The following is a 12,023-nucleotide window of genomic DNA, read 5'->3' as shown; positions in this document are numbered from 1 at the left end:
CATCGTGGTTCATGGCCCAGAAGGTGACGGCGATGGATATTCGTGCTGCGACGGCGTTGGCCGGGCAGGTCGAGAATGTGGCGGCGTTCTGCCGGGATCAGCAGATCAGTCGACAGACGTTCTATAAGTGGCGCAAGCGGTTCGGGCAGCTAGGGCTGACCGGACTCGAAGAGCTATCACGACGGCCGGTGTCGTGTCCCGGGCAGACCGCGGCCGCGGTCGAGGAGCTGGTGCTGCGCCGCCGCAAGGAGCTATTGGAAGCCGGCCGCGACCACGGCGCACACTCGATCCACTGGGCGCTACGGCGTGAGGGCCATGTTGGTGTGCCCGCACCGGCCACGATCTGGCGGATCTTGACGCGCCACGGTGCGATCACCCCGCAGCCGCGTAAACGGCCCAAGTCAGCGACCAAACGGTTTGTCTTCGATCGCCCGAACGGTTGCTGGCAATCAGACTGGACCGAATGGGCACTGGCGGACGGCACGGCGGTGGCCATTGCGGGCTGTCTGGATGATCATTCCCGCTACCTGGTCGGGTTGGCCGCCGCAGCCGGGCCGGGCACCGGCGAGTTGGTGTGGTCGGTGATGCTGGCCGGTATCAGCGAGTGCGGGATTCCGTCAATATCGTTGTCGGACAACGGCCTGATGTACACCGGGCGGCGGCTCGGGTTTGAAACGACGTTCGAGGCGAACCTGCGGGCCCTGGGAGTGAAAACGATCAACTCGACCCCCTATCACCCGCAGACGTGCGGCAAGATCGAGCGGTTCTGGCAGACCCTCAAAAAGTGGCTCCACGCGCACCCCACCCCGGACACTGTCGCTGACCTCGACGATCTGCTCGCGGTGTTCCGACACTGCTACAACCACCAACGACCACATCGAGCGCTCGGCGGAGCCACTCCGGCAGAGGTTTTCGCGGCCACCGAACGCGCCCGCCCCGCAGACCGGCCCTTGCCGGCCCCGGTGTTTGTCACCACCGGCACCGTTAACGACACGACCGGTCGGGTGTTCGTGCCGCCCTACGTCATCAACGTCGGCCGGTATTGGGCTGGGCACCAATGCGACTGCATCCGCGACGGCGACCACATCGCCATCTTCAGCGGCACCACCTTGATCCGCGAACTCACCGCCGACCCAACCCGCCGCTATCAGCCCGGCGACAAAACCACGCGAACATACCGCACCCGCGCACCCAAACCCGCACACTGACTGTCAGCGATGTCCCGAGACATAAGTGTCAGCGATGTCCCGAGACACCACACCGCGCTCACCGCGGAAAACCGTGCACAAATCACTCAGGACGGTGCGGTCGGGGCGTCGGCGACCTTGACCAGCTGGACCTCGGGGCGGTCGGGCACCTCGTCGGTGAGGAACCAGCGGAAGGCCAGGATGCCCTGCGGGTAGTCCAGGGTGGACAGTGAATTCGGATGGGCAGCAGGCTCTTTGGACAGCACCACGGTCACGGTTCCGTCGGAGTTGGGGACGGCGCTGTACCCGTTGAGTGAACTGCGGGCGTCACCGGCACCGGGGGTGGCCATGAACTGGTTCCACACCACCAGGTTCCAGAAGCGGCATGGCGGTGGCCGGTGGGTGATGACGAGCGCCTCGTCGTCGGCCAGCACGAAGCTGCCGTAGGAGTAGCACGCGTCCCGGGCCGACCAGCCGAAGTTGGCGTCCGGGACTTGGTATGGGGCGGCGAATTCGTTGGCTACGTGGGCAATCGAGTGGCCGAGTGAGCTTTCGTCGGGCCGGGTGCCGACCGGCATCGGCATGATCGCGAACAGTGTCCGGATCCAGGTGGCAGCGGAGCGGAATGAGGCGGCGGTCGCGGAGTCACTGTGCCGGAACGGATCCGGGGCATCGAGCGCCTCGATGTGCCACGTGACCGGACGCCCCGTCGTCGGATCGGCCTGGTAGTCGCGGGTCAGGAACACAGCCGCTTCGGGCAGCGGTCCGAGCTCGAAGGAGAAGTTGCCGTCGGCGTCGAATTCGATGTCGGTGTCCCGGATTATCGCGACGACGCGGTTGGACCACGCGCCGGGAGATGGCTCGTTGTACGCCGTCAGGGACAGGTAGACGCTGTCGCCCTTGTTGCCGCTGATCCGGTATTTGCGTTCCGGGTCGACCGGGCACATGTGGTAGTAGGCGTCGGTGTTGTCGCCGCCCCAGCGGCGGTCGTGCCGGGTGGGTGTGTTGACGGTGACGAACTGTGGCCGGCCGGGCTCGGGAAACAGGTAGCAGTCGAGGGCGACGCCGAGTCCGGTCGCGAGCATGCGGTAGCCGTCGGCGATCTGGCGGTCGTCGGTGACGGCGCGCGGGCCCTCCAGGAAGGAGGTGTCGAGTTCGCGGAGGGTGTCGAGCAGTTCCCGCCATGCGGCAGCGGATTCGGTCATGCGCCAATACCTTTCAGGATCAGTGTGGTGTTGCGGTCTATCCAGTCGTCATCGGGGGCGGTGCTCCGGGTGAGGGCAGCGAGTAGCGCGATACCGGTGATGACCTCGGTCAGGTCTGTGGCGGTGACGTCGGCGCGGAGTTCGCCGCGTGCGGTGGCGGCAGCCAGGCGGGCATGCAACCCGGGGCCGAGTGCGTCGGCGAAGCGGTCCAGGAGGGCGCTGTGCAGGCTGGCGTCGGCGGTCATCTCGCCGAGCAACCCGGGCAGTGCGGCGCGCGCTGCCGGCGTGCTGAGCACCGCCACGGTGCCCCGGACCATCGCGCGGACGTCCCCGGCCAGGGACCCGGTGTCCGGCAGTTCCGTGGCGATGCCGGCGGGGAAGACGGCCTCGTGGACCAGATGAGCCTTGCTGGGCCAGCGTCGGTAGATCGTCGGCTTACTGGTGCCGGCCTGCTTGGCAATGGCATCCACCGACAACGCCGAGTAGCCGACTTCGCCGAGCAGTTGGGCGGTCGCGGCGAGCACCGCATTGTCGATGCGTGAATCACGGGGTCGTCCAAGTGCTTTCGTCATTACGAAACTCATAGTAACATAAGTCTTGTGACTGACACCACAGATGTTGTCCGGCTCGATGACCTGGCCAATCCCACCTTCACGGCCGAGGCGCAGCAGTTCCGCGACATGATGACGATGATGGCGGCGGAATGTCCGCTCGATGCGGCCGCGCTCCACGCCAGAGCGAGTGCCGACACCGGCCTCGACGACTTCGGCCCGACCGACTACCGCGAGCGACTCGATGTCCTGCTCGGTGCACTCGGGCAGATCGACGGCTTCAACGGCCCTGGCGTGGTCAACTTCTACGGCCAATTGCTGCAGCTCTTGAAGAATCGGTTGCTGCTGACCGATTTGTTGAAGAGGCATCCCGAGATTCACGACATCGAGCTGTTGCCCCCGGTCGCGATCGTCGGATTGCCGCGCACAGGGACCACGCACCTGCACAACCTCCTGGCCGCCGCCGGCACCTTCCGGACCCTGCCGTACTGGGAGTCGATGGAGCCGTTCCCGCTGGCGTCCGAAGCGGGGATCGAGCCGGATCCGCGGCACACGCGGATGGACGTCGCGATCAACGTGATGAACATCGTCATGCCGCATTTCCCGCTGATGCACGAGATGACCACGGACCACGTGCACGAGGAAATCCAGTTGCTGGCCAACGATTTTTCCACGATGTATTTCGAGACCTTGGCGGATGTCCCCGCCTGGCGCGACTACTACGAATCCCACGACCAGGCGCCGCACTACCGGCACATGGTGACCCAGCTCAAGGCCCTGCAGTTCCTGCGTGGTGGCCGGCGCTGGCTGCTCAAGTCGCCGCAGCATCTCGAACAACTGCGGGTACTCAATGCCGAGTTACCCGGTGTGGTCGGCGTTTTCACGCACCGCGACCCGGTGCCGGTGGTGCTGTCGATGATCGCGATGATCACCTACTCCGCGCGTATGCACCGCAGCCCGGTTCCTGTCGAACACATCGCGGCGTACTGGGTGCAGCGGCTCGAGCACATGCTCGCCGGACTGGTCCGGGATCGGGAGGTCATCGGGCGGAATCGGTCCATCGACATCCGCTTCGACGACTTCATGGCCGACGATCTCGGCACCGCGGAGAGCGTCTTCGCCCTTGCGGAGGAAGAACTTTCAGATGCGGAGCGCAACGCGATGGCGAGCTACCTGGCCGGCCATCAACGCGGCCGGTTGGGCCGCGTCGAGACGTCGTGCGGGATGTTCGGCCTCGACCCGGATGACCTGAAGGCCCGCTTCGCGCCCTACACTCAGCGCTTCCTCAGCTAGAGCTGCTCCATCGTGGCCGGGTCGGCCAGGGGCACCACGAGGTGCGACGCGTGGGCGCCCCCTTGGGAAATCCGGTAGGCGCCGCCCGTGAGCGCGGCCCGCTGCGGACGGGTCGGCACCAGGTGCGGGAAGTCGTAGGTCGTGACGGTGAGCCGCAAACGGTGACCGGGCGCGATGATCGCGGCGGTGGGGAACACCTCGATGTCATAGCGCGTCAACTCACCGGGGACGACGGGCTCGGCCGCCGGCTTGGTGCTGATGTGCTGCGGTCGCAGCACCGCCCCGTCGGGCAGCACCCAGCTGGTGTCGGGGTCGAGAGCGCGGTGCGAACCGAGGAGCGCCCCTTGCGTCAGCGGCCGGCTGATGCCGTCGGGCGAGAGATCATCGAGGTGCGCCACCCACAGGGTTTCGGTGCGGTCGGCGGTGGCGAAGATCGTCAGCCCGACCGGCCCGGCCAGCAGCTGTTCGGTGTCGAACGCGTCGCTGGTGTACGTCAGCGCGTCGCGCTGCAGCCGGCTGTTGTCCTGGTCGTACCTGACACTACGTCCGGCCTGCGACACCATGAAGCTGCCCATGCCGAGACTCCACTGCTCCAGGCTGCGCCCGGAAACCGGCCCGCGCGAGAGGTATTGCAATGTGGCCGTGGACTCGTCAACCGACGGCGTGGCATGCAGACCGCCGCCCAAGCCGAGGTACAGCCGGGTCGGAGTGGCCTCGGGGAACGGATAAGCGTTGGTGCGGAACCACTTTGAACTACCGATCGCCTGGAAGCGCACCGGCGCACCGGTGACGGCCGCGGTGTCGTCGTCTTTGAGCCAGTGGTCGAACCAGCGCAGCTGCAAGGCCTGCAGGTGCTGCCCGTCGAGATCCGAGACGTGGTACCACGGGCCGGCCATCAGCTGGAACTTGTCGGACACGGCCTGGTCGGCAGTCATGGCCGCGCCGGCGGGACGGCCGGCGAAGGTGTTCTGCAGCGCGGCGTAGTTCAGCGGCGCGCCGCGTTGGAACGCGTCGTGCCATCCCGCCACCAAGAACACCGCGACACCGTTCTCGACGATCTTCGGCAGCACATCCGCCGGCCGCATGGTGTCCCAGAAGGCTCCGTCGAACGCGGTGTCGCCGCCGGCGATCGCGTCCTTGATGAGGCTCTTGAAGTAGCTGCGCTGATCGCGGCCCCGCTGGCGCACTGCGGAAATGCCACCGGCCCTGGGCCTTTCGTGATCGCCGCGATGCGCGAACTCCAGCACCGGGTTGACCACATTCAGCAGCGAATACGTGGCGCCGTAGGCGCGGACCGTACGCATGTGCGGGACGCCGCCCATGGTGACGACGTCGCGGTAGAAATCGTTGGCGGCCATCGCCGGGAAGATCGCCTTCAGCGGCGAGCCGGGGCCTACGGCGGCCGCCGTCATGAGTTGGTTGATGGCCAGATACGAGATGCCGAACATGCCGACGCGGCCATTCGAATTAGGCAGGGACGCAGTCCAATTCACCAGATCGACGCCGTCCTGCACCTGCTCGGGTCCGAGCATCTCGAAAGAGCCGCCCGACACGCCGGTGCCCCGCACGTCGGCCATCACCTCGATGTAGCCGCGACGGATCAGATACGGCGTTGCGCCACCACCGATCTGGGCAGCGGGAGGGGGTGCCTTCTTGCCATACGGCGTCATCGAGAGCAGCACGGGGAACGGGCCGGAAGCGGGCTCGCCCGTCGCCGGGTCGGTCGGGTAGTGGATATCCACCCGCAGTGAAATGCCGTCGCTCATCGGCACCGCCACGTTGTGCTGGACACCGACGCCGTACCGCGCGGGTGGCGCGTCCCACGGTGGCAACAGTGGTGATGGGCTGGTCTTCCGGGTACGTGTGGCGGCCCAACCGGCCATGGCCTTGATCCGTGCGCCCACCCCTGGTGTCTCGACATTCGTCTCCACACCTCGACCGTACGCCGAACCCGAAAGAAGTTATTGCTTCGTGACGGAACCGTGTCAGGGCGCTCGGCGGCGTTCCCAGGGTCGGTCCGTAGCATCCAATCAGTGACCAGTAGTCCGTGTGAAAGAGACGACGCAGGTAAGGGCGTCGGCTGCATCTCGCGCCGACGCATGTTGAGAATGGCTGCCGCGGCGCCGGTTCTGGTCGGTATGCCTGCCATCGCGTCGTCGCTCACCGCGCCCGTGGCCAAAGCGGCTGGTCTCGCCGGTGCCGTCGTGTTCCTCGATCCGGGGCACAACGGGGCCAACGACTCGTCGATCTCCAAGCAGGTGCCCACCGGCCGCGGCGGCACCAAGGACTGCCAGACCAGCGGAACGTCGACGACGGCCGGGTTCCCCGAACATTCGTTCACCTGGAACGTGGTGCTGCTGATGCAGCAGCAACTGGCGAACGCCGGTGTCCAGGTCCACCTGTCCCGCAACAACGACAACGCCCTGGGGCCATGTGTCGATCAGCGTGCGGAGATGGCGAATGCGCTGCGGCCCAATGCGGTCGTCTCGGTCCACGCCGACGGCGGCCCCGCCGGCGGCCACGGTTTCCACGTCAACTACTCGGCGCCGCCGCTGAACCAGGTGCAGGCCGGGCCGTCCGTGCGATTCGCCCAGATCATGCGGGACAAGATGGTGGCAGCGGGGCTGACACCGGCGACCTACATCGGCAGCAACGGGCTGTACGGCCGCGCCGACCTGACCGGCCTGAACCTCGCGCAGTACCCGTCGATCCTCGTCGAGTGCGGCAATATGAAGAACCCCCAGGAGGGCGCGGCGATGGCCACCATGCAGGGATGGCAGACCTACGCGAACGCCATCTGCCAGGGCATCGCCGCGTTCATCCAGGCCGGCTAGCGATCAGAGCTCGGCCAGCGCGATCCCGGTGATACCGGGGCCCAATCGGGTCAGCTCGCGGTCGGTTCCGTCGGCGAGATTCACCACGCGGATACCGCCGGAGCGCAGCTCGCTCACGTAGTAGGTCGTGCAGTCGGCGGTGGTCAGACCGATCGCCTCCTGATAGCCGCGGGACACGATGGCGTAGGCCCCGGCCGCAGGCTGAACCTGACCGCGATTGAGCGTGTTGCCGTCCGGTTCGGCGCCGCGGTCGGTCCAGACCAGGTGCCCCGAGCCGTCCAGATCCAGGTCGATGGGCTCGGGCAGGTCCCGCCACAGCAGCTCGACGTCGTCGCGGTCAGCGGCCGTCTGCCCTGCCGGAATCTCGGTGCCACACCGGAAGATTCGGCCCTGACCCGCGTCGGGTGCACCTTTCTGGGTCCAGTAGACCAGGCGGTTCACCGGGTCGACGGCGATGCCCACGCAGTGATTGCGCGGATCCTGCGCATCGGTACCCGCCGCCACCAGCGTCTCCAGTTCGGAACCGTCCAGCCGGCAACGCAGCACCCGCCTGCCTTCGCGGTCGCACCAGTACAGCAGTCCGGCGTCGAAATCAGCCGTCAGCTGCTTGCCGGTGGTGAACGCACCCCGTGGCACGATGGTCCGCCGGCCCGAACCGTCCAGATTGACCCGTTCGATGGACCCGTTGCGGGTGAAGAACGTCGAATGCGCCCCGCGGCCCGAACCCTCGTCAGGGGTGCCCATGTTGGTCCAGTAGATGTGACCCCGCGCCTGGTCGACGACGATCCCGTCGGGCGTCTCATCGACATCGGCGACCAGCGTCCGGACCCGCGAACCGTCGAGGGACACGGCCACGATCTCGCGCTTGGCGATGTGCAGCACCAATAGTTCGGTCATGCCCCGGATTATTCAGCGGGGTCGCTAGCGTTGTGTGACCGGAGCATTCATTGGAGGCTGATTGTGCACATTGATCTGACCGGCAAAACCGCCCTGGTAACCGGTTCCACGCAGGGCATCGGGCTGGCCATCGCCGAAGGGCTGGCCGGCAGCGGAGCCCGCGTCGCGGTGAACGGACGTAGCACCGAACGAGTCGAGGCGACTGTCGCCGAACTCGCAGGCAAGGGACTCACGAACGTCGTCGGCGTCGCCGCGGACGTCACCACCGACGACGGCGTAGCTCAACTCACACAACAACTTCCGGATGTCGACATCCTCGTCAACAACCTCGGCATCTTCGGGTCGACCCCGGCGCGGGAGATCACGGACGACGAGTGGCGCAGATACTTCGAGGTGAACGTGCTGTCCGCGGCGCGGCTCATCCGCACCTACCTGCCCGGGATGACGGACCGCGGCTGGGGACGCATGATCCAGATCGCCAGCGACTCGGCGATCGTCATCCCGGAAGAGATGATCCACTACGGCATGTCCAAGACCGCACTGCTGGCGGTGACCCGCGGATTCGCCAAAGACGCGGCCGGTACCGGAGTGACGGTGAACTCGGTGATCGCGGGCCCGACGCACACCGGCGGTGTCGAGGACTTCGTCTATGAGCTGGTCGACAAGAGCCTCCCGTGGGACGAGGCGCAGCGCGAGTTCATGATCAAATACCGGCCACAATCGTTGCTGCGCAGGCTGATCGAACCCGAAGAGATCGCCAACATGGTGGTCTACCTCAGCTCGGAGCAATCGTCGGCGACCACCGGAGCCGCGGTGCGCGCCGACGGCGGTTACGTCGACTCGATCCTGCCCTGACGTGCGCAAGCGGATCGTCATCGCCGGGCTGGGGGACAGCGGCATCCTCGCCGCCGTCCGCCTGGCCCCGCACGCCGACGTCGTCGGCATCTCGGTCAAAGACGGCCTGGTCAGTGGGCAGGAACTCGGCATGCGCGTCGCGCGGCCGGACGCCTGGGCACGCGACTACTTCATCGGTTTCCGGCGGTTCCGCGGCCTGGATTCGGTGCGGATCGTGCACGCCGCCCTGACCGGTGCCGACCTGGATGCCCGCACGGTCACGGTCGTGGCAGCCGACGGCACCGAGACCATCGAGCCGTTCGACGTGCTGGTGATCTCCACCGGAACCACCAACGGCTTCTGGCGTCTGCCGACACTGCAGACAGCCGACGACGTCGCGGCAGACCTGCACGACACCCATGAACGACTGGCGCGGGCGCAGCGCATCGCCGTGGTGGGCGGCGGTGCCACCGCGGTGAGCAGTGCCGGGAACCTGGCGCGTAGCTGGCCGGACAAAGTCGTCGACCTGTATTTCCCTGGCGCGCAGATACTTCCGGGCTATCACTCCGGAACCCAGGTGCGTGTCGCGCAGCGGTTGGCGGATCTGGGTGTCCGGCTGCACCTCGGGCATCGCGCGGTCCTGCCCCCGGACCGCGATGAAATCACCGCCGGGCCAATCCAATTCACCACCGGGCAACCGGACGGGGAAGCCGATGCCGTGCTGTGGGCGGTCGGACGGGTGCGACCCAATACCGCGTGGCTGCCGCCGCAGATTCTCGACGACGACGGCTTCGTCCGCGTCACCCCGGAGCTGACGGTGCCCGGATATCCGGATGTCTTCGCGGTCGGCGATGTCGCGGCCACCGATCCGCTGCGGACGTCGGCGCGCAACGGCGGTGGTGCGCTGGTGGCCCGAAACATCCTGGCCCGGTCGAACTCTCGGAAGTTGCACCGCTATCGGCCACCGGGCGTGCGGTGGGGTTCGGTGCTCGGCCCGCAGCCCGACGGGCTGGAGGTGTTCACCCCGTGGGGGCAGGCGGTCCGGTTCCCGGCGTGGACCGTCGACCGGGTGTTGCAACGGTTCGTCGTGCGCCGGCAGCTGTACCGCGGCGTGCGCGACTGATCGGCAGTTGATCCTGTAACCAGGGCGCCCACTACTCGCACTTTCGCGCCCTCAGTTCAGGGTCAACGAAACTCACCAGGTGTCGACGAAACTTCGCCGCGGGGTCAGGCCTGCGGGCTCGGCCGTCGCCAGCGTCGCGGCGATCAGCGACCGGGTCTCGGCGGGGTCGATGACGTCGTCGATCTCGAACATCGAGGCCGAGTTGAGCGCGGCGGCGTTGGCCTGCGCGGCCGCGGTGGCATCGCGTACCGCCTGCTCGCGGGCGTCGTCGTCGGTGATGGCTTCGAGTTCCTTGCGCAGCCCGAGCCGCACCGCGCCCTCCAGCCCCATCGGTCCGAGGTGGGCGCCCGGCCAGGCCACCGTCAGCAGCGGCTCGTGCAGGCTGCCGCCGCACATCGCCTGTGCCCCAAGGCCATAACCGCGGCGCAGGATCACCGCGATCAGCGGGACCCGCAGCGCCGCCCCCGCGACCAGCAGCCGCGACCCGCGCCGGACCAGTGCTTCGGCCTCGGCGGCCGGGCCCACCATGAAGCCCGGACAGTCGACTAGTGACACGACGGGAATACCGAACGCGTCGCAGAGCTGCAGGAAACGGGCCGCTTTGTCGGACGCCGCCGCGGTGATGGCACCTGCCATGACCATGGTGTTGTTGGCCAGCACGCCAACCGGTCTGCCGTCGATACGGGCCAATGCGGTCACCAATTCGGGTGCGAACTTCTGCCGCAGAAAGGTGACAGAGCCTTCGTCGGCGAGGGTCTCGATGATCGGCGCGACCTGGTAGGCGCGGCGGGCGCGCTCGGGAACGACTGTCCGCAAAGCGGTTTGGTCCGGCGCGGTCCCGGGTGCGGTGGGCCCACGGAAGTAGCCGAGCAATTGCCGGGTTGTCGAGACCGCCGCCGCCTCGTCGGGTACCGCCACGTCGACGACGCCGTTCGGCGCCTGCACCGAGATCGGGCCGACGTCGTCCGGTGCGATGTCGCCGAGCCCGCCGCCGGCGATCATCGCCGGGCCGCCCATGCCGATCGACGTGTCCTCGGTCGCGACGATCAGATCCGAACAGCCGGCGATCACCGCGTTACCCGCGAAGCAGCGGCCCTTGACCACCGCGATCCGCGGCACCACCCCGGACAGTCCGGCCCACAGCGCGAAGGCCCGGACGTCCAGTGACGAGACCGTCGGATGGTCGGTGTCGCCGGGCCGCCCACCGCCGCCCTCGGCGAAGAACACCGTGGGCAGCTTCATTCTGTCGATCAGCTCGAACAGCCGATCCTTCTTGAGGTGCCCGAGGGCGCCCTGCGTGCCGGCCAACACGGTGTAGTCGTAGGACAGCACCGCGCACGGGTGGCCGTCGACGTGGGCGGTGCCGGCGACCAGGCCGTCGGCCGGGGTGCGCGCGATCAGGTCGTCGAGGTCCCGGCGGGCCCGCTGCGCGGCGATCGCGAGCCGGCCGTATTCGACGAAACTGCCGGTATCGACCAGGTCGAGGATGTTCTCGCGGGCCGTGCGTCCGCCGGCGTCATGCCGCCGTTGGACGGCGTCCGGCCGGGCGGCGTCCTCGGTGAGTGCGCGCCGGCGCAGCAGCTCGGTGTGGTCGTCGCGGAACGGTACTTCGGGCATTGGGCCGGGCATGGGGACAGCCTGCCAGGCGGCCTGATTGGGGGTGCGGCATGATCGGTCCATGCAAACGACCGCAACCACCACCGTGGCCCGCCCGATCGACGTTGTCTGGGCGACCCTGATCGACCACGAAGGCATGGCCAACTGGGGTCCCGGCATCAGCGTGACCATCGATCAGCCGGGCACCCCCGCGCCGAACGGCCTCGGCGCGGTCCGGCGTATCTCGGCCCCCGGCCCGGCGCCGGCGATCGTCGAAGAGGTCGTGACGTTCGACGCCCCCAACGTGTTCGGCTACAAGGCCCGCTCCGGCGTGCCGTTCCCGGGCTATGCGGGTGAGGTGCGGCTGACCCCCGAGGGCTCGGGCACCCGCATCGACTACTCGCTGAGCTCGACGGCGTCCTTCCCGCCGGTGAAGCTGGGGTTGGTGGCCATCAACCAGGTGCTGCTGCGCCTGTTCGCGAAGGCCGCAGCCAAGGCCTGAA

The 12,023-nt window shown here is 67.7% G+C and carries 11 protein-coding genes; 6 read left to right on the top strand and 5 right to left on the bottom strand.

Annotated features, from left to right (window positions below; translation table 11 throughout):
* Positions 1-11 precede the first annotated feature (11 nt).
* The gene (locus ACWW1C_RS28390; protein WP_455984156.1) at positions 12-1,208 is read left to right on the top strand and encodes an integrase core domain-containing protein; all 1,197 of its coding nucleotides are present in this window, start codon (positions 12-14) and stop codon (positions 1,206-1,208) included.
* Positions 1,209-1,294: 86 nt separating this feature from the next.
* On the opposite strand, the gene ACWW1C_RS28385 is transcribed toward ACWW1C_RS28390, so the two are convergent.
* Together ACWW1C_RS28385 and ACWW1C_RS28380 are read right to left on the bottom strand one after the other, a co-directional pair.
* On the bottom strand, positions 1,295-2,392 hold the full coding sequence (locus ACWW1C_RS28385) for a DUF1214 domain-containing protein (protein ID WP_455981354.1): 1,098 nt from the start codon (positions 2,390-2,392) through the stop codon (positions 1,295-1,297).
* Entirely contained in the window at positions 2,389-2,964 is a 576-nt protein-coding gene (locus tag ACWW1C_RS28380; protein ID WP_455981353.1) for a TetR/AcrR family transcriptional regulator, read from the bottom strand. The genes ACWW1C_RS28385 and ACWW1C_RS28380 overlap by 4 nt, the downstream gene beginning before the upstream one ends.
* Positions 2,965-3,072: 108 nt before the next feature.
* On the opposite strand from ACWW1C_RS28380, the gene ACWW1C_RS28375 reads away from it, so the two are divergent.
* Positions 3,073-4,236: a sulfotransferase family protein gene (locus ACWW1C_RS28375; RefSeq protein ID WP_455984475.1), complete on the top strand. Its 1,164-nt coding sequence runs from the start codon at positions 3,073-3,075 to the stop codon at positions 4,234-4,236.
* Here the strand turns inward: ACWW1C_RS28375 and ACWW1C_RS28370 are convergent.
* A complete protein-coding gene (locus tag ACWW1C_RS28370) occupies positions 4,233-6,002 on the bottom strand; it encodes a CocE/NonD family hydrolase (protein ID WP_455984474.1) in 1,770 nt (589 codons plus the stop codon). The genes ACWW1C_RS28375 and ACWW1C_RS28370 overlap by 4 nt on opposite strands.
* Before the next feature lie 342 nt (positions 6,003-6,344).
* Between ACWW1C_RS28370 and ACWW1C_RS28365 the strand changes: the two genes are divergently transcribed.
* Positions 6,345-7,070 carry an Rv3717 family N-acetylmuramoyl-L-alanine amidase gene (locus ACWW1C_RS28365; RefSeq protein WP_455981352.1) on the top strand — a complete coding sequence of 242 codons (726 nt, stop codon included), beginning with the start codon at positions 6,345-6,347 and terminating at the stop codon, positions 7,068-7,070.
* Between the two features lie 3 nt (positions 7,071-7,073).
* On the opposite strand, the gene ACWW1C_RS28360 is transcribed toward ACWW1C_RS28365, so the two are convergent.
* A complete protein-coding gene (locus tag ACWW1C_RS28360; RefSeq protein WP_455981351.1) occupies positions 7,074-7,967 on the bottom strand; it encodes a hypothetical protein in 894 nt (297 codons plus the stop codon).
* 63 nt (positions 7,968-8,030) lie between these two features.
* Between ACWW1C_RS28360 and ACWW1C_RS28355 the strand changes: the two genes are divergently transcribed.
* A complete protein-coding gene (locus ACWW1C_RS28355) occupies positions 8,031-8,822 on the top strand; it encodes an SDR family NAD(P)-dependent oxidoreductase (protein ID WP_455981350.1) in 792 nt (263 codons plus the stop codon).
* Between the two features lies 1 nt (position 8,823).
* On the top strand, positions 8,824-9,924 hold the full coding sequence (locus ACWW1C_RS28350; protein ID WP_455981349.1) for an NAD(P)/FAD-dependent oxidoreductase: 1,101 nt from the start codon (positions 8,824-8,826) through the stop codon (positions 9,922-9,924).
* Positions 9,925-9,996: 72 nt separating this feature from the next.
* Here ACWW1C_RS28350 and ACWW1C_RS28345 read toward each other — a convergent pair whose 3' ends face one another.
* Complete coding sequence (locus tag ACWW1C_RS28345; RefSeq protein ID WP_455984473.1) at positions 9,997-11,541, bottom strand: acyl-CoA carboxylase subunit beta; 1,545 nt, start codon at positions 11,539-11,541, stop codon at positions 9,997-9,999.
* 61 nt (positions 11,542-11,602) lie between these two features.
* On the opposite strand from ACWW1C_RS28345, the gene ACWW1C_RS28340 reads away from it, so the two are divergent.
* Positions 11,603-12,022 (top strand): SRPBCC family protein, encoded by a 420-nt coding sequence (locus tag ACWW1C_RS28340; protein WP_455981348.1) that lies wholly within the window; start codon positions 11,603-11,605, stop codon positions 12,020-12,022.
* The last annotated feature ends 1 nt before the right edge of the window (position 12,023 follow it).

The organism is Mycobacterium sp. HM-7 (assembly GCF_053852335.1).
Note: the sequence above shows the minus strand (reverse complement) of the source record. Positions and strands in the feature narration are given on the sequence as shown.